14 protein-coding genes are annotated in these 16,836 nt (G+C 70.4%); 9 read left to right on the top strand and 5 right to left on the bottom strand.

The features are described from left to right. The first annotated feature begins 35 nt into the window (after nt 1-35). Entirely contained in the window at nt 36-320 is a 285-nt protein-coding gene (locus SY2F82_RS31515; RefSeq protein WP_200422577.1) for a type II toxin-antitoxin system RelE/ParE family toxin, read from the top strand. A 52-nt stretch (nt 321-372) separates the two neighbouring features. Here the strand turns inward: SY2F82_RS31515 and gltX are convergent, their stop codons facing one another. The 3 genes from gltX to SY2F82_RS31500 form a co-directional block, all read right to left on the bottom strand. Beyond that, a complete protein-coding gene (gene gltX / locus SY2F82_RS31510; protein ID WP_200422576.1) occupies nt 373-1,848 on the bottom strand; it encodes a glutamate--tRNA ligase in 1,476 nt (491 codons plus the stop codon). Beyond that, a complete protein-coding gene (locus SY2F82_RS31505) occupies nt 1,841-2,617 on the bottom strand; it encodes a fumarylacetoacetate hydrolase family protein (RefSeq protein WP_200422575.1) in 777 nt (258 codons plus the stop codon). The genes gltX and SY2F82_RS31505 overlap by 8 nt, the downstream gene beginning before the upstream one ends. Before the next feature lie 503 nt (nt 2,618-3,120). After that, the gene (locus SY2F82_RS31500) at nt 3,121-3,309 is read right to left on the bottom strand and encodes a hypothetical protein (RefSeq protein WP_200422574.1); all 189 of its coding nucleotides are present in this window, start codon (nt 3,307-3,309) and stop codon (nt 3,121-3,123) included. 601 nt (nt 3,310-3,910) lie between these two features. Between SY2F82_RS31500 and SY2F82_RS31495 the strand changes: the two genes are divergently transcribed. The 8 genes from SY2F82_RS31495 (at nt 3,911) to SY2F82_RS31460 (ending at nt 14,391) form a co-directional block, all read left to right on the top strand. Next, complete coding sequence (locus SY2F82_RS31495; RefSeq protein WP_200422573.1) at nt 3,911-7,621, top strand: nitrate- and nitrite sensing domain-containing protein; 3,711 nt, start codon at nt 3,911-3,913, stop codon at nt 7,619-7,621. 9 nt (nt 7,622-7,630) lie between these two features. Beyond that, complete coding sequence (locus tag SY2F82_RS31490) at nt 7,631-8,044, top strand: roadblock/LC7 domain-containing protein (protein WP_103838061.1); 414 nt, start codon at nt 7,631-7,633, stop codon at nt 8,042-8,044. 111 nt (nt 8,045-8,155) lie between these two features. Continuing rightward, entirely contained in the window at nt 8,156-8,554 is a 399-nt protein-coding gene (locus SY2F82_RS31485) for a DUF742 domain-containing protein (RefSeq protein ID WP_103838060.1), read from the top strand. Further along, complete coding sequence (locus SY2F82_RS31480; protein WP_054219273.1) at nt 8,535-9,110, top strand: ATP/GTP-binding protein; 576 nt, start codon at nt 8,535-8,537, stop codon at nt 9,108-9,110. The genes SY2F82_RS31485 and SY2F82_RS31480 overlap by 20 nt, the downstream gene beginning before the upstream one ends. A 367-nt stretch (nt 9,111-9,477) precedes the next feature. Beyond that, complete coding sequence (locus SY2F82_RS31475) at nt 9,478-12,729, top strand: nitrate- and nitrite sensing domain-containing protein (protein ID WP_200422572.1); 3,252 nt, start codon at nt 9,478-9,480, stop codon at nt 12,727-12,729. Between the two features lie 10 nt (nt 12,730-12,739). Then, nucleotides 12,740-13,153 carry a roadblock/LC7 domain-containing protein gene (locus tag SY2F82_RS31470; RefSeq protein WP_004983065.1) on the top strand — a complete coding sequence of 138 codons (414 nt, stop codon included), beginning with the start codon at nt 12,740-12,742 and terminating at the stop codon, nt 13,151-13,153. A gap of 97 nt (nt 13,154-13,250) precedes the next feature. Next, entirely contained in the window at nt 13,251-13,829 is a 579-nt protein-coding gene (locus SY2F82_RS31465) for a DUF742 domain-containing protein (RefSeq protein WP_200422571.1), read from the top strand. Continuing rightward, the gene (locus SY2F82_RS31460) at nt 13,810-14,391 is read left to right on the top strand and encodes an ATP/GTP-binding protein (RefSeq protein ID WP_200422570.1); all 582 of its coding nucleotides are present in this window, start codon (nt 13,810-13,812) and stop codon (nt 14,389-14,391) included. Before SY2F82_RS31465 ends, SY2F82_RS31460 begins: the two co-directional genes overlap by 20 nt. A gap of 201 nt (nt 14,392-14,592) precedes the next feature. On the opposite strand, the gene SY2F82_RS31455 is transcribed toward SY2F82_RS31460, so the two are convergent. Together SY2F82_RS31455 and SY2F82_RS31450 are read right to left on the bottom strand one after the other, a co-directional pair. Continuing rightward, entirely contained in the window at nt 14,593-14,790 is a 198-nt protein-coding gene (locus SY2F82_RS31455; RefSeq protein WP_200422569.1) for an acyl-CoA carboxylase subunit epsilon, read from the bottom strand. A gap of 57 nt (nt 14,791-14,847) precedes the next feature. Continuing rightward, nucleotides 14,848-16,440: an acyl-CoA carboxylase subunit beta gene (locus SY2F82_RS31450; RefSeq protein WP_200422568.1), complete on the bottom strand. Its 1,593-nt coding sequence runs from the start codon at nt 16,438-16,440 to the stop codon at nt 14,848-14,850. Between the last annotated feature and the right edge of the window lie 396 nt (nt 16,441-16,836).

The raw sequence follows: 16,836 nt of genomic DNA, 5'->3' as shown, positions 1-16,836 counted from the left end.
GGTGGAACCGACGAGCGAGAGACCGAGCCACAGCCATGACCGAGTACCGCGTCCAGTTCACCGTCGAGGCCCGTGCGACGTACGACGGCCTGCCCGCGGAGCGCCGGGCTCAGTTGGACAAGGCGCTGCGCATACTGGCCCGTGACCCGTTCCACAAGACGGCTACCGCCCAGCTCGGCCCGGACGAGCATCTGCGCAAGGCTTACGTGGCTCCCGGCGTCGTACTCGAGTACATGGTGGCGGGCGCGATCATGGTCGTCGTCGTCCTGGAGATCTTCGATGAGAGCCACTACCTGATCGACGAGAACGACGCCGCCTGACGTACGCCGAAGGGGCGGCACCCGGAGTCCGGGTGCCGCCCCTTCGGCGTGCTCACGCTGCCAGCTTCACCAGCGCCGCGTCGATGCGCGCGATCGTCTTCTCCTTGCCCAGGACCTGCAGGGACTCGAAGAGGGGCAGGCCGACCGTGCGGCCGGTGACGGCCACGCGGACCGGCGCCTGGGCCTTGCCGAGCTTGAGGCCGTGCTCCTCGCCGGCCGCCAGCACGGCGTCCTTCAGCGACTCCGGGCTGCTCCAGTCGGCCTGCAAGAGCTTGGCGCGGGCCGTGGTCAGCAGGGCGTCGGAGCCCTCCTTCATCGCCTTGGTCCAGCTCGCCTCGTCGAACACCGGCTCCGGGAGGAACAGGAAGTCGACGTTGTCGGTGATCTCCGACAGGACCTTGACGCGGGTCTGCGCGTGCGGCGCGATCGCCTGCCACTTCGCCTCGTCGAAGTCCTCGGCCGCCCACGGGGCGAACGGGGCCTTCAGCCACGGCCGGCAGCGCTCGGTGAAGTCCTTCACGTCGAGCAGCCGGATGTGGTCGGCGTTGATCGACTCGGCCTTCTTCAGGTCGAAGCGGGCCGGGTTCGGGTTCACGTCCGCGATGTCGAAGGCGGCGACCATCTCCTCGATCGAGAAGATGTCGCGGTCGGGTGCGAGCGACCAGCCCAGCAGGGAGAGGTAGTTGAGCAGGCCCTCGGGGAGGAAGCCCCGCTCGCGGTAGAGGTTCAGCGACGACTGCGGGTCGCGCTTCGACAGCTTCTTGTTGCCCTCGCCCATCACGTACGGCAGGTGGCCGAACTCGGGCACGGCCTTGGCGATGCCGAGCTCGATCAGCGCCTTGTACAGGGCGATCTGCCGCGGCGTGGAGGAGAGCAGGTCCTCGCCGCGCAGGACGTGGGTGATCTCCATCAGGGCGTCGTCGACCGGGTTGACGAGCGTGTAGAGGGGAGCGCCGTTGGCGCGGACGATGCCGTAGTCCGGCACGTTCTCCGGCGTGAAGGTCAGCTCGCCGCGGACCAGGTCGGTGAAGGTGATCGGCTCGTCGGGCATCCGGAAGCGGACGATGGGCGTGCGGCCCTCGGCCTCGTACGCCGCCACCTGCTCGGCGGTCAGGTCCCGGCAGTGCCCGTCGTACCCGGACGGCTTCCCCGCGGCGCGCGCGGCCTCACGGCGGGCGTCCAGCTCCTCCGTGGTGCAGTAGCAGTGGTAGGCGTACCCGCCGTCCAGGAGCTTCTTCGCGACGTCCTTGTAGAGGTCCATCCGCTGGGACTGGCGGTACGGCGGGTGGGGGCCGCCGACCTCGGGGCCCTCGTCCCAGTCGAAGCCCAGCCAGCGCAGCGAGTCCAGAAGCTGGACGTACGACTCCTCGGAGTCGCGGGCCGCGTCCGTGTCCTCGATGCGGAAGACGAACGTGCCGCCGGTGTGGCGGGCGAACGCCCAGTTGAACAGGGCGGTGCGGACCAGGCCCACGTGGGGGTTGCCGGTCGGGGACGGACAGAAACGTACGCGGACGGAGCCGTTAGCCACGCTTGATCACCTTGTTGGTGAGAGTGCCGATGCCTTCGATGGTGACGGCGACCTCGTCGCCGACGTTGAGGGGGCCGACCCCCGCGGGGGTGCCCGTGAGGATCACGTCGCCGGGGAGCAGCGTCATGGCCTCGGAGATGTTGACGATCAGATCCTCGATCGGGTGGATCATCTCGCTGGTGCGGCCGAGCTGGCGCTGCTCGCCGTTGACCGTGAGCTGGATGGTGAGGTCGCCCGGGTCGACGTCGGTCTCCACCCAGGGGCCGAGCGGGCAGGAGGTGTCGAAGCCCTTGGCCCGGGCCCACTGCTTCTCGCGGCGCTGGACGTCGCGCGCGGTGACGTCGTTGGCGCAGGTGTAACCGAGGATCACGTCCTTGACGCGCTCGCGCGGGACCTCGCGGCACATGCGGCCGATCACCACGGCCAGCTCGGCCTCGTGGTGCAGCTCCTGGGAGAAGGAGGGGTAGGCGATCTCGTCGCCGGGGCCGATCACCGAGGTGGACGGCTTGAAGAAGGCGAACGGGGCCTCGGGGACCTCGTTGCCCAGCTCGCGCGCGTGCTCCGCGTAGTTCCGGCCGAAGGCCACGACCTTGTTGGGGAGCACCGGCGGCAGCAGCCTGACCTTGCTCAGCGGGACCTTGGTGCCGGAGAGCTCGAAGTCCGCGAACGGGATGCCCTTGATGATGTCGAGGACGAGCTCGTCCGGCTTGTCACCCTCGACCGCGCCGAAGGCGACGTTCCCGTCGATGGAGAATCTGGCGATGCGCACGGGATCCTTGCGCCCCTTAAGTGAGCTGGCTGGAGTCTGACGCTCCAGGCTAACTCGGCAAGGGGCGCGCACCTCGCGCTTTACGGGCGCCACGGGTCCGGTACGGGATCGGCGGGGCGCCTGCGGCGTACGGGTCGGCGGCCGCCGGCAGGTCGGCGGGCCGACGGGACGCCACCAGCCCGACGCACGGCCGGCGGGACGCCGGCAGCCCGAAGGCCGATCGCCGGGACCCGTCGGACCCGTCCGGATCGGCGCAACGCCATGGGACCCGTCCGGCTCGGCGGCCACCGCCGAACACGGGCGTCACCGGGCGGGCACCGCCGGACCCGGGCGCCACCGGCGGGCACCGCCGGACGCATGCCTGATCGGTACGCGTCGGGAGACGATCATCCGCCTGCCAGTGGTGAGCGGCCGCTCACCGGGCGCGACTCGATCCGGCACGGCATACGCGGGCGCCCCACGATGCCCTCGTCCTGTTGAGCGTGCGGCGCCCGCCGCGCGTACTACTGCGCGACGGAGGCCTGGACCGGGACCTCCATGAGGACGGTGCGCTTGGGATTGGCGGTCTGGGTGGGAAGGTCGACGGAGTGTTCCGGGGTCGCCGGCGCCTGCAGCTCCTCGGCGTCGGTGAGGTGCACCAGCGTCGTCCGCCGCGGGTTCGCTATGGTGCGGAACATCATCGTGGTCTTCACTGTTGTCGTTGACCTCGTCGTTGCGGGCGCCGGGCGGGCCTCAAGGGCCGCCGCCGGGGCGCGGGTTGTCGGATTCGCCATCCCTGTAAAGCGTCAGGCTAAACATGCAATTCCCACGCAAAGCCCTGAAGAGGGTCTGATCACCGTGTGAGTTTGCTCACTGACGGACAGACAAAAGGGGCAATCAACACCGGCAACCCCCTTCAGCGAAACGGACATTGCTCCATTGAAGCCCGCATTCCGCTCCTGATCATGGCGACTGGGACACCGGGCACGCGCCAACGCCTCGTCCCCATGTGCCCGTTATGTACGGGATCAGTTTCTACATCCCGTGACGCACCCCTCACTGGGTGTCACGGTGAGCACACGCTCGCCCGTTGGCCTTGTTGCAGATCCGGCACTGTGCTGGAATTCCACGGACCGCCGCGGTCTCGCACCGGCGCACAGGGGGCGCAACGCAGCGCCGAAGAGCGGCGGGAAGGGGGAGCCAGCGCCGGTCACTCACGACCACCCGGGGAGCGCATTCAGGGCGCCCCCCACGACGCCGACACCGTCCCACCGCTCGCGCGGAGGGGCGCCTGGTCCAGAGGTTGCGACGCTAGTGCAGGGACGTTTCAAGAGGGATGGCAGCGCTTCGGCGGAGCCGGAGCCGCACGGCGGGACCGACCGCGGTTCCTCGCCCCAGCACGCCCAGAACCCGGGACCGACACCGGCCGCCGGCGGCCCCGAGCGGCCCGGACGCACCGGCGCGCCCACGCTCGGCACGTCGACCACGCCGCCCCCCGCGCCCGCGGCACCCAAGGGCGGCACTCCCCCGATGGACGCCGGTTCACGCCTGGCGCTGCGCAACTGGCGCATCTCCACGCGTCTGGTGTCGCTGCTGGCGCTCCCCGTGGTCGCGGCGACCTCGCTCGGTGCCCTGCGCATCAGCGACAACGTGGACCAGATCCAGCAGCTCGACACCATGAAGCTGCTGACGGACATGACCCGGCAGGCGACGCAGCTCGCGGAGGCGCTCCAGGACGAGCGCGACCAGTCCGCCGGACCGCTCGCCCACGGCGCGACCCCGAGCGACTACACGGTCAAGGGCGTCCGCGACAAGACCAACCGCGCCCGCTCCGCCTTCCTGGAGGGCACCCAGGAGATCGGCGACGCCTCCGGCAGCGGCCAGCTCTCGGGCGTGCGCGACAGCATCGTCGGTATCGCGAGTGAGCTGAACAACCTCAGCGCGATACGCGCCAGCGCCTACAAGGACCCGCAGAACTCCACGCAGACGGTCGAGGCCTACCACCGTCTGATCACCGGCCTGCTCAGCCTGTCCCAGGACATGGCGCAGGCCACCAGCAACCCGGAGATGATCCAGCGCACCCGCGCCCTGGCGGCCTTCTCGACCGCCAAGGAATACGCGTCGATGCAGCGCGCGGTGATCGCGGCGGCACTGCCCGCGAGCAACACCACGTTCGGCCATCTCTCCGAGAACGACCGCCAGTACGCCCTCTCGGCCCTGGAGAGCCAGGACTCCGAGCTGGACAGCTTCCGCAGCATCTACGGCGACGGCGCCGAGGACCTGACGAAGCCGATCGACCAGGGCAGCCCGACGATCGAGGCCGCCGACCAGTACGCCGGCCGCGTGCTGAAGAGCGCCAACGGCCTGCAGTCGCAGGACAAGCGCTCGTACAAGGACTGGATCGACGACGACTCCACCAAGATCCAGCAGATGAAGAGCATCGAGGGCACGCTCCTGGAGCAGATGGAGCAGAAGGCCCGCGAGCTGAAGAACGTCTCCGAGCGAGAGGCGATCATCTCCGGTGCGCTGATCCTCCTCGTCCTCGGTGTCTCCCTCGTCGGCGCCTTCGTCGTGGCCCGCTCCATGATCCGCTCGCTGCGCCGGCTGCAGGAGACCGCGACCAAGGTCGCCCAGGAACGCCTGCCCGAGCTGGTCAAGCAGCTGTCCGAGTCCGACCCGCAGGACGTCGACACGTCCGTGGAGTCGGTCGGTGTGCACTCCCGGGACGAGATCGGCCAGGTGGCCGCGGCCTTCGACGACGTGCACCGCGAGGCGGTCCGCCTCGCCGCCGAGCAGGCCCTGCTGCGGGGCAACGTCAACGCGATGTTCACCAACCTCTCGCGCCGCTCCCAGGGTCTGATCCAGCGCCAGCTGTCGCTGATCTCCGAACTCGAGTCCCGCGAGGCCGACCCGGACCAGCTGTCCTCGCTGTTCAAGCTCGACCACCTCGCGACGCGTATGCGCCGTAACGGTGAGAACCTCCTCGTTCTGGCCGGTGAGGAGCCGGGCCGCCGCTGGACCCGCCCGGTCCCCCTGGTCGACGTGCTCCGCGCCGCCGCGTCGGAGGTGGAGCAGTACGAGCGCATCGAGCTGGCCGCGGTCCCGGCCACCGAGGTCGCCGGCCGCGTCGTCAACGACCTCGTGCACCTGCTCGCCGAGCTCCTCGAGAACGCCACCTCGTTCTCCTCGCCGCAGACCAAGGTCAAGGTCACCGGTCACGCACTGCCCGACGGCCGCGTCCTGATCGAGATCCACGACACCGGTATCGGTCTGTCGCCCGAGGACCTCGCGGCGATCAACGAGCGACTCGCCTCGCCGCCCACCGTGGACGTGTCGGTCTCCCGCCGCATGGGCCTCTTCGTGGTCGGTCGGCTGTCCCAGCGCCACGGCATCCGCATCCAGCTGCGCCCGTCCGACTCCGGTGGTACGACCGCGCTGGTCATGCTCCCGGTCGACGTCGCCCAGGGCGGCAAGAAGCCCACTCCGGGCAAGCCCGGCCAGGGTGCCCCGCACTCCGGTGGCCCGGCCGCCGCGCAGGCCGCCGCCGGCGCGGCCGCGGCCCGCCGCCAGGCGCAGCAGGGCAACCGGTCCGCCGGTGGCCCCGGACTCGACGCCGCCCCGGAGCGTGGACAGGTGGGCGCCGGTCAGGGCCCGCGCGCCGCGCTGCCCGGCACCTTCCCCGGCGGCCGCCCCGGCACCCCCGGCGGAGCGCAGGGACCCGTCTCCCCGCAGGGCCGTCCGGCCCCGGCGGGCGCGGGTACCGGAGCCTTCGGCCAGAGCGGCCCGCAGGGACTGCAGGCCGCCCAGCCCTTCCAGGAGCCCGGTTCCCGGCAGGGCGGCTTCGGTGACGGCGGCCCGGGTCTGCGCTCGGCCGGGTTCGGCGACAGCGCCCCCGTACCGCCGCAGCAACCTCAGCAGCAGCAGTCGCAGCAGCCCAAGGAGCGCGGTGGCCGTCGCCGTCCGCAGCTGCCCGGGCGTGGCGGCTCGCGGCCGGAGCTGCCCGGTGCCGGCGCGCAGCAGCGCACGCCGAGCTGGAGCGACGAGAACGCGCAGCCGCCGGTGCCGCGCGCCTCGCTGGACGCCCCGCGCGGCCACGAGGAGCCGGACGCACTGACCTCGACCTCGCCCATGCCGCGCGTCGACGACCGCCAGCAGTTCCCGCGGATCGACGACCGACAGGGCCCCGGCTCCACCTCCGAGTACCCCCGGCCGGACTTCAACGCCCCGCGCCCCGCCGCCGATGCCGCGGACAACGGGCAGTTCGTCCGCTCCGACGTGTTCGGCGCCCCGGGCGCGGGCGGCCCCACGGGCCAGTACCCGGCGGCCGGACAGGGGCAGGACACGGGCCGCTTCCCGGCACCGGGCCGCGCCCAGGGCCCGGCTCCGACGGGCCAGTTCGCCCCGCAGGGCTACGACGGCTCCAGCACGGGCCAGTTCGCGTCCCCGGGCTTCGGCAACCGTCAGGACCCGTCGTCCACCGGGCAGTTCGAGCGTCCGCAGGCGGGCGGTGACGCCTACGGCGCGCCCCGGCCGCCGGCCCCGCAGCAGCCTCAGCGTCGCCAGGAGCCCGAGGCCCTGCCGCCGGCGGCGGGCCCCGGTGACGGGCGCACGCCGCTGTACGACACGCTCGAGACGAACTGGTTCCGCGAGCGGCAGCAGGGCGGCGCCTCCACGCCGCCGCAGGCCGCGCCCCAGGCCCAGCCCTCCCCGGGTCCCCAGCGTCCGGCCGGTCCGGCCTGGCGGACCACCCCGAACGACGAGCTCGTCCGCCAGGCCGAGCGCGTGCGGCAGCCCGCCTCCGGCGGGGTCACCACCTCCGGCCTGCCGCGCCGGGTCCCGCGCGCGAACCTCGTGCCGGGCACGGCCCAGCAGCAACAGCACCACAGCGGTCCGCAGGTCTCGCGCGCCCCCGACGACGTGCGCGGTCGGCTGACCAATCTCCGACGGGGCATCGCCCAGGGTCGCCAGGCCGGTACCGGCCAGACCGGCAGCTTCCCCAGCCCCACTCACCAGCAGGAGCGTTAGTTGAGCCCGATGAGCCAGGCGGCACAGAACCTCAACTGGTTGATCACCAACTTCGTGGACAACACCCCCGGGGTGTCCCACACCGTCGTCGTGTCCGCCGACGGCCTCCTGCTGGCGCTGTCGGAGGGCTTCCCGCGTGACCGCGCCGACCAGCTCGCGGCCGTGGCCTCCGGGCTCACGTCGCTGACGGCAGGAGCCTCCCGGATCTTCGAGGGCGGCACCGTGGCACAGACCGTCGTCGAGATGGAACGCGGCTTCTTGTTCCTGATGTCCATCTCGGACGGCTCGTCCCTCGCCGTGCTCGCTCACCCCGAGTGCGACATCGGCCTGGTCGGCTACGAGATGGCGCTCCTGGTCGACCGCGCGGGCGCGGTACTCACCCCCGACCTGCGCGCCGAGCTCCAGGGCAGTCTGCTCCACTGACCGGCCCCGGTACCACCCACCTCACGAAATCACCGTCAGGCCGCCACAGTCCCCCCACCGGCCCCGTCAGACGGCTAGCCCGACCGACTTGCTGTCCCGCCCGGAGGATTCATGACCCCGCCCACCGCCTCTCACGATCCGTACGCCGAGCCGTACGGGGACGAGGGCGACCAGCCGCTGGTCCGTCCGTACGCGATGACGGGCGGCCGGACCCGGCCGCGCTATCAGCTCGCGATCGAGGCGCTGATCAGCACCACGGCCGACCCGGCCCAGCTGATGGGACTGCTGCCGGAGCACCAGCGGATCTGCCACCTGTGCCGCGAGGTGAAGTCGGTGGCCGAGGTGTCGGCGCTGCTGGCCATGCCGCTCGGTGTGGCCCGGATTCTCGTCGCGGACCTCGCCGAGGCCGGACTCGTCGCGATCCACCAGCCGGGTGGCGACGAGAACAACGGCGGCGCGCCGGACGTGACACTGCTCGAAAGGGTGCTCAGTGGACTTCGCAAGCTCTGACGGAGGGCGGGCGACCACCTCCGCGAAGATCGTGGTGGCGGGGGGCTTCGGCGTCGGCAAGACCACGTTCGTGGGCGCCGTCTCGGAGATCAACCCGCTGCGCACCGAGGCCGTGATGACCTCCGCGTCCGCGGGCATCGACGACCTCACCCACACCGGGGACAAGACCACCACCACGGTGGCGATGGACTTCGGCCGTATCACCCTCGACCAGGACCTGATCCTCTACCTCTTCGGTACGCCGGGCCAGGACCGCTTCTGGTTCATGTGGGACGACCTGGTCCGCGGCGCGATCGGCGCGGTGGTGCTCGTGGACACCCGGCGCCTGGCCGACTGCTTCCCCGCGGTCGACTACTTCGAGAACTCGGGTCTTCCGTTCGTCATCGCCCTGAACGGTTTCGACGGGCACCAGCCCTACACGCCCGACGAAGTGCGGGAAGCCCTGCAGATCGGCCCGGACACCCCGATCATCACGACGGACGCCCGGCACCGTGCGGACGCGAAGAGTGCGCTGATCACGCTGGTGGAACATGCGCTCATGGCCCGCCTGCGGTAGATCAAGTCGGCGGCACCACACGGCAGTTGTCGTGGATCACCGGGCGCCGGCTGTGGCGTTTGACACGGTCGGCCCCGGTGTTCATAACGTTTCGACAGAGAAATTCGGTGGTACCGACACACCGCGCGGTCGGTCGGTACCGCTGCGCTCACAAAAGCCCCGCCTTTTGGCGGGGCTCGCTCTTTATGACCGTTTTATCTAGGGCATCCGGCGTTCGGAATCCCGGATTCCGAGTGTTTGGAATCGCGCAGGTCGACGTGCTGGAATGCCTGAACTGCCCAGTAGTCAAAGACGTACAAGTCTCGGACAGGGCTCTGGAGACACCGCGGCACGACGTAGGTGCCGTCGCCGAGAGGTTGTTGGTCGAGTGAGGCGAAGCAAGAACGGTCCCGAGCCGTCGGCACGGGGCAACTTCACCCCGCCGCCGCGCGGAGCGGCACCCGCACAAGTGCCCGGCCCGGAGGCGACGGCTCTCCCGCCCGCGGGCAGCCGCTTCTCCCCGCGCAACTGGCGCGTGCCGACCAGGCTGAACGCGATCCTGCTCATACCCGTGCTGGTCGGCCTGGTGATGGGCGGCTTCCAGGTGAAGAGCTCGATCGACACCTGGCGGCAGGCGCGGGACGCGGAGAACACGGCCCGTCTCGTCCAGGCGTCCCTGACCTACGCCAACGCGCTCGTCACCGAGCGCGACGTCAGCGCCGCTCCCCTCCTCCAGGGCAAGGGCCAGAACGACTCGACGGTCGTCCAGGCACGCGGCGCCACCGACCAGGCCGCCAAGGTCTTCGACCAGGCAGCCCAGAACATGCCCCACACGTCGGGCCTGGAGCGCCGCCTCTCCATCTTCCGCAAGGCCGAGGCCAAGCTGCCGGCGCTGCGCCAGGGCGCCTACACCTCCGCCCTGAGCGGGGTGCAGACCGAAGAGGGCTACGTCCAGGTCCAGCACCCGCTGATGGAGTTCGCCAACGAGCTCGGTCTGGGCACCGGCAACATCACCAGCTACGGCCGGACCGTCTACGCCATCTCGCTGACGAAGGCCGCTCTGTCCCTGGAGCGCTCGATCGGTATGCACATGCTGATCAAGCCCGGCACCTCGGACACCAGCCTCGCCAAGCAGCGCGTCGCCCTGTCCTCGTACGCCTACCTCGAGGGCATCGCCGTCGAGGAGTACATCGGCGGCGGTACCCAGGCGGACGCCGACAAGCTCACGGTCCTCCAGAAGAAGATGCAGTCCGACGGTGCGGCGATGGCCCAGCAGGCCAAGGCCAAGGACCCGAGCTACGTGCCCCCGCCGTCCGACCCGACCAAGATGGTCGCGGCCCTCGCCTCGCTCCCGTCCACCGACACCACCGCCCGCGCCGCGCTCGCCCAGCAGGGCATCACGCCGCAGAACTGGTGGGCGGTCAACACGCTGAAGTTCAACGCGTACCGCCAGATCGAGTCGGACATGGCCGACAAGGCCGTGGCGGACGCCTCGGCCATCGCCGACGACGCCAAGCAGTCCGCGTTCGTCACCGGCGCCATCGTCGTCGTCGCCCTGCTCGCCGCGTTCATCATCGCCGGTCTCATGGCCCGCCAGATGAGCCGCTCGATGCGCCAGCTGCGCAACGCGGCCTTCGGGGTCGCCGAGCAGCGCCTGCCGATGCTGGTCGACCAGCTCTCGCGGACCGACCCCGGCCGTGTCGACACCCGGGTCGCGCCCATCCCGATCTCCTCCACGGACGAGATCGGCGAGGTCGCCCGCGCCTTCGACCAGGTCCACCGCGAGGCCGTCCGGCTCGCCGCCGAGCAGGCCCTGCTGCGGGGCAACATCAACGCGATCTTCACCAACCTCTCGCGCCGCAACCAGTCGCTGATCGAGGGCCAGCTGACCCTGATCACCGAGCTGGAGAACAACGAGGCCGACCCGGACCAGCTGGAGAACCTGTTCAAGCTGGACCACCTCGCGACCCGTATGCGCCGCAACGGCGAGAACCTCCTCGTCCTCGCCGGCGAGGAGCCCGGCCGCCGCTGGGACCAGCCGGTCCCGCTGATCGACGTGCTGCGCGCCGCCTCCTCCGAGGTGGAGCAGTACGAGCGCATCGAGCTGTCCGGCGTCCCGGAGGCCGAGATCCACGGCCGCGCCGTGACCGACCTCGTGCACCTGCTCGCGGAGCTGCTGGAGAACGCCACGACGTTCTCCTCGCCGCAGACCAAGGTCCGCGTGACCGCGACCCGTCTCCCCGACGGCCGCATCATGGTCGAGATCCACGACAAGGGCATCGGCCTGACCGCCGAGGACTTCGCGGACATCAACCACAAGCTGGCCAACCCGCCGACCGTGGACGCCGCGATCTCGCAGCGCATGGGCCTGTTCGTGGTCGGCCGGCTGTCCGACCGGCACGGCATCCGGGTCCAGCTGCGCCCCTCGGGCGAGCAGGCCGGCACCACCTCGCTGGTCATGCTGCCCGACGCCATCACCCACGGCGGTGGCGGCGAACAGCCGCTGGAGCGCGACGAGTTCACCGTCTCCCAGATCATCCCGCAGCAGCCCTTCCAGGGTGAGAGCTTCGACGGGCAGCCGCTGCGGACGGCGGCGGAGCTGGGCTTCGACGACAGCCGCTACACGGAGGTCCCGAACGACCTACGGGAGTTGGACCCCGTCGGCCGCTCGCTGATGCGCGAGGAGCGCCGTGCGGCCCTGGAGGCTCAGGTCCAGGGCACGAACCGGCAGCAGGAGCCGCAGGAGGGCGATCGGACCGCCCCCTCGTACCAGGACGGCTTCGAGTCGCAGCAGCCGGCGTACGGCGAGGGACAGCACGCGTACGACAACGGCCAGTCCTCGTACGACACCGGGCAGCACGCGTACGAGGAGCAGCGGGCCGCGTACGACCAGCAGACGGCGTACGCGGAGCCCCAGCAGACTGCGTACCAGGATCCGTACTTCTCCCAGAACGGCGGCCTGCCGCAGAACGACGGCTTCCCGTCCGGTGGCGGCTACCCGGAGCCCGCGTATGCGGAACAGGTGCCGGAGGGCCGTACGGCGGACCGGTCCGGCCCCGCGGAGACGTTCTCCTCCTTCGAGGAGTCGTCGTACCAGGACGACTGGCCCCAGCGGGACGACTTCCAGAGCGGCTACCGCTCCGAGTACGCTCCCGAAGCGGAATCCGCGCAGGCCGGTGACGTAAGTGAGCGGGACCGCGTAGGCTTCGACCGTCCGGGACCGGCCCCCTCCGCCGGCCACGAGCTGACCGATGCCGGACTGCCCCGCCGCGGCTCCACCGCGAACGGCACCGCCGGCCGGCCCCAGCCCGTGACCCAGGATCCGCCGGCGGCCAAGGAGACGGGCGGCGACTGGCGCTCCGCGAACGACGAGCGGTGGCAGCAGGCAGCCCAGCTCCGGAAGCCCAAGGCGGGCGGGGTCACCGCTTCCGGTCTGCCTCGACGGGTACCCAAGGCGAACCTGATCGAGGGCGCCGCGGAGGCGACCCCGCAGGGAGGCCCCCAGGTCTCCCGTGCCCCCGAGGACGTCAGGGGCAGGCTGAGCAACCTGCGCCGAGGCGTCCAGCGGGGACGCCGAGCAGGCAGTGAAACGAACGGCCAGGGCTTCGGTCCTGACAGCACCTACAACCAGGAGCGTTAGTGTGAGCCCGATGAGCCAGGCGGCACAGAACCTGAACTGGTTGATCACCAACTTCGTGGACAACACCCCCGGGGTGTCCCACACGGTGGTGGTCTCCGCCGACGGACTCCTTCTGGCGATGTCCGAAGGCTTTCCGCGCGATCGCGCCGACCAACTGGCGGCCGTCGCCTCCGGTCTGACCTCGCTGACCGCGGGTGCCTCCCGCATCTTCGAGGGCGGCAGTGTGAACCAGACGGTTGTGGAGATGGAGCGGGGATTCCTCTTCATCATGTCCATTTCCGACGGTTCGTCGCTCGCGGTTCTCGCACACCCGGAGGCGGACATCGGCCTCATTGGGTACGAGATGGCGCTTCTGGTCGATCGTGCCGGTACGGTCCTGACTCCGGACCTTCGTGCGGAGCTCCAGGGGAGCCTTCTCAACTAGAAGACGGACGGTGGGTTTGAGCGTCCCGGGGCCGTAAGGTTTCGGGACGCGGCTTCCACAGGCATGGGTGCCCGGCGCAGTCGGAGGAGGAGAGAACGTGGCAACACCCCCAGGCGGTTCGCCTACCGGCAACTGGTCCTACGGCCCCGGTCAGGGCCCGGGTCAGGGTGACCAGAACCGGTACGACTTCCCCTCCGCGCCGGGCCAGTGGCGGCAGCCGTACGCGCCGCAGGGCCCCCAGGGTCCGTCGCCGTACGACCAGCCGCCGGCACCGCGTATCCAGCCCGTGCAGCCGCAGCGCCGCTCCCCCGAGCCGGCGCCCGCCGGGTCCTCGAACAACCCTCTGGTGCGTCCGTACGCCATGACGGGCGGCCGCACCAGGCCGCGCTACCAGCTCGCCATCGAGGCGCTGGTGCACACCACCGCACAACCGCACCAGATGCAGGGCCAGTTGCCCGAGCATCAGCGGATCTGCAACCTGTGCCGGGAAATCAAGTCGGTGGCCGAGATCTCGGCCCTCCTCACGATCCCTCTCGGCGTGGCCAGGATCCTCGTCGCCGACTTGGCGGAGGCGGGCCTGGTCGCCATCCATCAGCCCGGCGGCGACGAGAACGCCGGCGGCCAGCCAGACGTGACACTGCTCGAAAGGGTGCTCAGTGGACTTCGCAAGCTCTAGCGGCGGTCCTTCCCGCTCCACCACCTCCGCGAAGATCGTGGTGGCGGGCGGCTTCGGCGTGGGCAAGACCACGTTCGTCGGCGCCGTCTCGGAGATCAACCCGCTGCGCACGGAGGCCGTCATGACGTCTGCTTCGGCGGGCATCGACGACCTCACCCACACCGGGGACAAGACCACCACCACGGTGGCGATGGACTTCGGCCGTATCACCCTCGACCAGGACCTGATCCTCTACCTCTTCGGTACGCCGGGCCAGGACCGCTTCTGGTTCATGTGGGACGACCTGGTCCGCGGCGCGATCGGCGCGATCGTCCTGGTGGACACCCGGCGTCTCGCCGACTGCTTCCCCGCGGTCGACTACTTCGAGAACTCGGGTCTTCCGTTCGTCATCGCCCTGAACGGTTTCGACGGGCACCAGCCCTACACGCCCGACGAGGTGCGCGAAGCGCTGCAGATCGGCCCGGACACCCCGATCATCACGACGGACGCCCGGCACCGTGCGGACGCGAAGAGTGCGCTGATCACCCTCGTGGAGCACGCGCTGATGGCGCGGCTTCGTTAGGCGGAGTTGCGGCTACCGGGCTGCCCCGTATGCCGCACGCCGTCTGCGGGCCGTACCTGGCTGGTCGCGCAGTTCGCCGCGCCCCTTGGGGGCGCACCCAAGGGCCCCTTCTTGCGAAGGGGCCCTCACCCTTTTCCCGGCGCAGCAAGAAGGGCCCCTCCGTGCGGAGGGGCCCTTTCAGGAACGGCTCAGGCAGCGCGGCTACGCGTGCCAGCTGTGCGGGGCGCGGAAGCCAGGTTCGCGCTCGAGGCGGCGCCAGCCCGCCTTGGCGCGGCCCCGGTGGGATGCGGTCGTGTCCGGGGTCCGGGCCGCGGCGCGGGCCAGGAGGACGGCCGTGATGGCGGCCACTTCCTCGGGCTCGGCGTGGCCCTTCTCGACGCGGATGTCAGGGTTGCTCATGGCTGTCAGTCTCCGTGAGAGAGGGGTCCGCGGGGTTGCCGCGGTGGGTCCGCCCGGTTACTGCGGGGGGTTGCCGTGCTTGCGGGACGGCAGGTCGGCGTGCTTCGCGTGCAGCATCGCCAGGGACCTGATCAGGACCTCGCGGGTCTCGGCCGGGTCGATGACGTCGTCCACCAGGCCCCGCTCGGCCGCGTAGTACGGGTGCATGAGCTCGGACTTGTACTCCTTGACCATCCGCGCCCGCATGGCCTCGGGGTCCTCCGCCTCGGCGATCTGGCGGCGGAAGATGACGTTGGCCGCGCCCTCCGCGCCCATCACGGCGATCTCGTTGGTCGGCCAGGCGTAGGTGAGGTCCGCCCCGATGGACTGGCTGTCCATCACGATGTACGCACCTCCGTACGCCTTGCGCAGGATCAGCGAGATCCGCGGCACGGTCGCGTTGCAGTACGCGTACAGCAGCTTCGCCCCGTGCCGGATGATGCCGCCGTGCTCCTGGTCGACACCCGGGAGGAACCCGGGAACGTCCAGGAACGTCACCAACGGGATGTTAAAAGCGTCACACATCTGCACAAAACGCGCAGCTTTTTCACTGGCCTCGATGTCGAGCACACCGGCGAGCGTCTGCGGCTGGTTGGCGATGATGCCGACCACCTGGCCGTCCAGCCGGCCCAGCGCGCAGATGATGTTCCGCGCCCAGCGCTCGTGGACCTCGAGGTACTCGCCGTCGTCGACGATCTCCTCGATCACCTTGGCCATGTCGTACGGCCGGTTGCCGTCCGCCGGCACCAGGTCGAGCAGGACCTCCGAGCGGCGGTCGACGGGGTCGGTGCACTCCACCCGCGGCGGGTTCTCCCGGTTGTTCTGCGGGAGCAGGGAGAGGAGGTAGCGCACCTCGGCGATGCAGGTCTCCTCGTCGTCGTACGCGAAGTGGCAGACACCGCTGGTCTCGGCGTGGACGTCCGCGCCGCCCAGGCCGTTCTGCGTGATCTCCTCGCCGGTCACCGCCTTGACCACGTCCGGGCCGGTGATGAACATCTGCGAGGTCTCACGGACCATGAACACGAAGTCCGTCAGGGCGGGGCTGTAGGCCGCGCCTCCCGCGCACGGGCCGAGCATCACCGAGATCTGCGGGATGACACCGGAGGCCTTGGTGTTGCGCTGGAAGATACCGCCGTAGCCGGCGAGCGCGCTCACGCCCTCCTGGATACGGGCGCCCGCACCGTCGTTGAGGGAGACCAGCGGCGCCCCGGCCGCGATGGCCATGTCCATGATCTTGTGGATCTTGGTGGCGTGGGCCTCGCCAAGCGCGCCGCCGAAGATGCGGAAGTCATGGGCGTAGACGAAGACCGTGCGGCCCTCCACCGTGCCCCAGCCGGTGATCACACCGTCGGTGTACGGCTTCTTCGACTCCAGGCCGAACCCGCTCGCCCGGTGCCGGCGCAGCTGCTCGACCTCCTGGAAGGAGCCGGGGTCCAGAAGCAGTTCGATGCGCTCCCGGGCGGTCAGCTTGCCCTTGGCGTGCTGCGCCTCGGTCGCCTTCTCGCTCGGGCCCGCGAGCGCCTGCTTGCGGATCTCGTGCAGTTCGGCGACCCGCCCGCGCGCGTCCGCGGGCTCGCTCCCGGAATCCACAGCCTCGTCCAAAACGGTCATGTAGCGACCTTACGAAGTCCACCAAGGAAAGCTCGCCGTCGACTCCGTACAGTCTCAGGCCCGTTTTCCTGGTAACCCTGAACAGAATACAGCCCGGATGCAGCCGTTCTGACTGCCCAGAGGGCCTCGGCGTTGTCGGCCTCCCACAAAGCGGGGGACGCAGAGTGATCACACCTTGGTGGGCGGCACATGCCATCCCCCGGGTGACGAGGGGCCTCGAACGGCCGTAGGGGACCTGCCCACGGTACCGGTCGGCCGAAGCCGGCGCGCCGCCGCGCCTCCGTGGGCGACACGGACGCGATGACGTTGAAAGTCGAACGGAATAGGTTTACCGTCTCTTCTGTTGAGCTCGTTGAATCTTAAACAGCTTCGAGCCGCGGCCTCCCTCCGGGACCG

Source organism: Streptomyces sp. Y2F8-2 (assembly GCF_014905555.1).
Classification (GTDB): Bacteria; Actinomycetota; Actinomycetes; order Streptomycetales; family Streptomycetaceae; genus Streptomyces; species Streptomyces cynarae.
The sequence above is the reverse complement of the archived record's forward strand: the minus strand, read 5'-3'. Positions and strand labels throughout refer to the sequence as shown.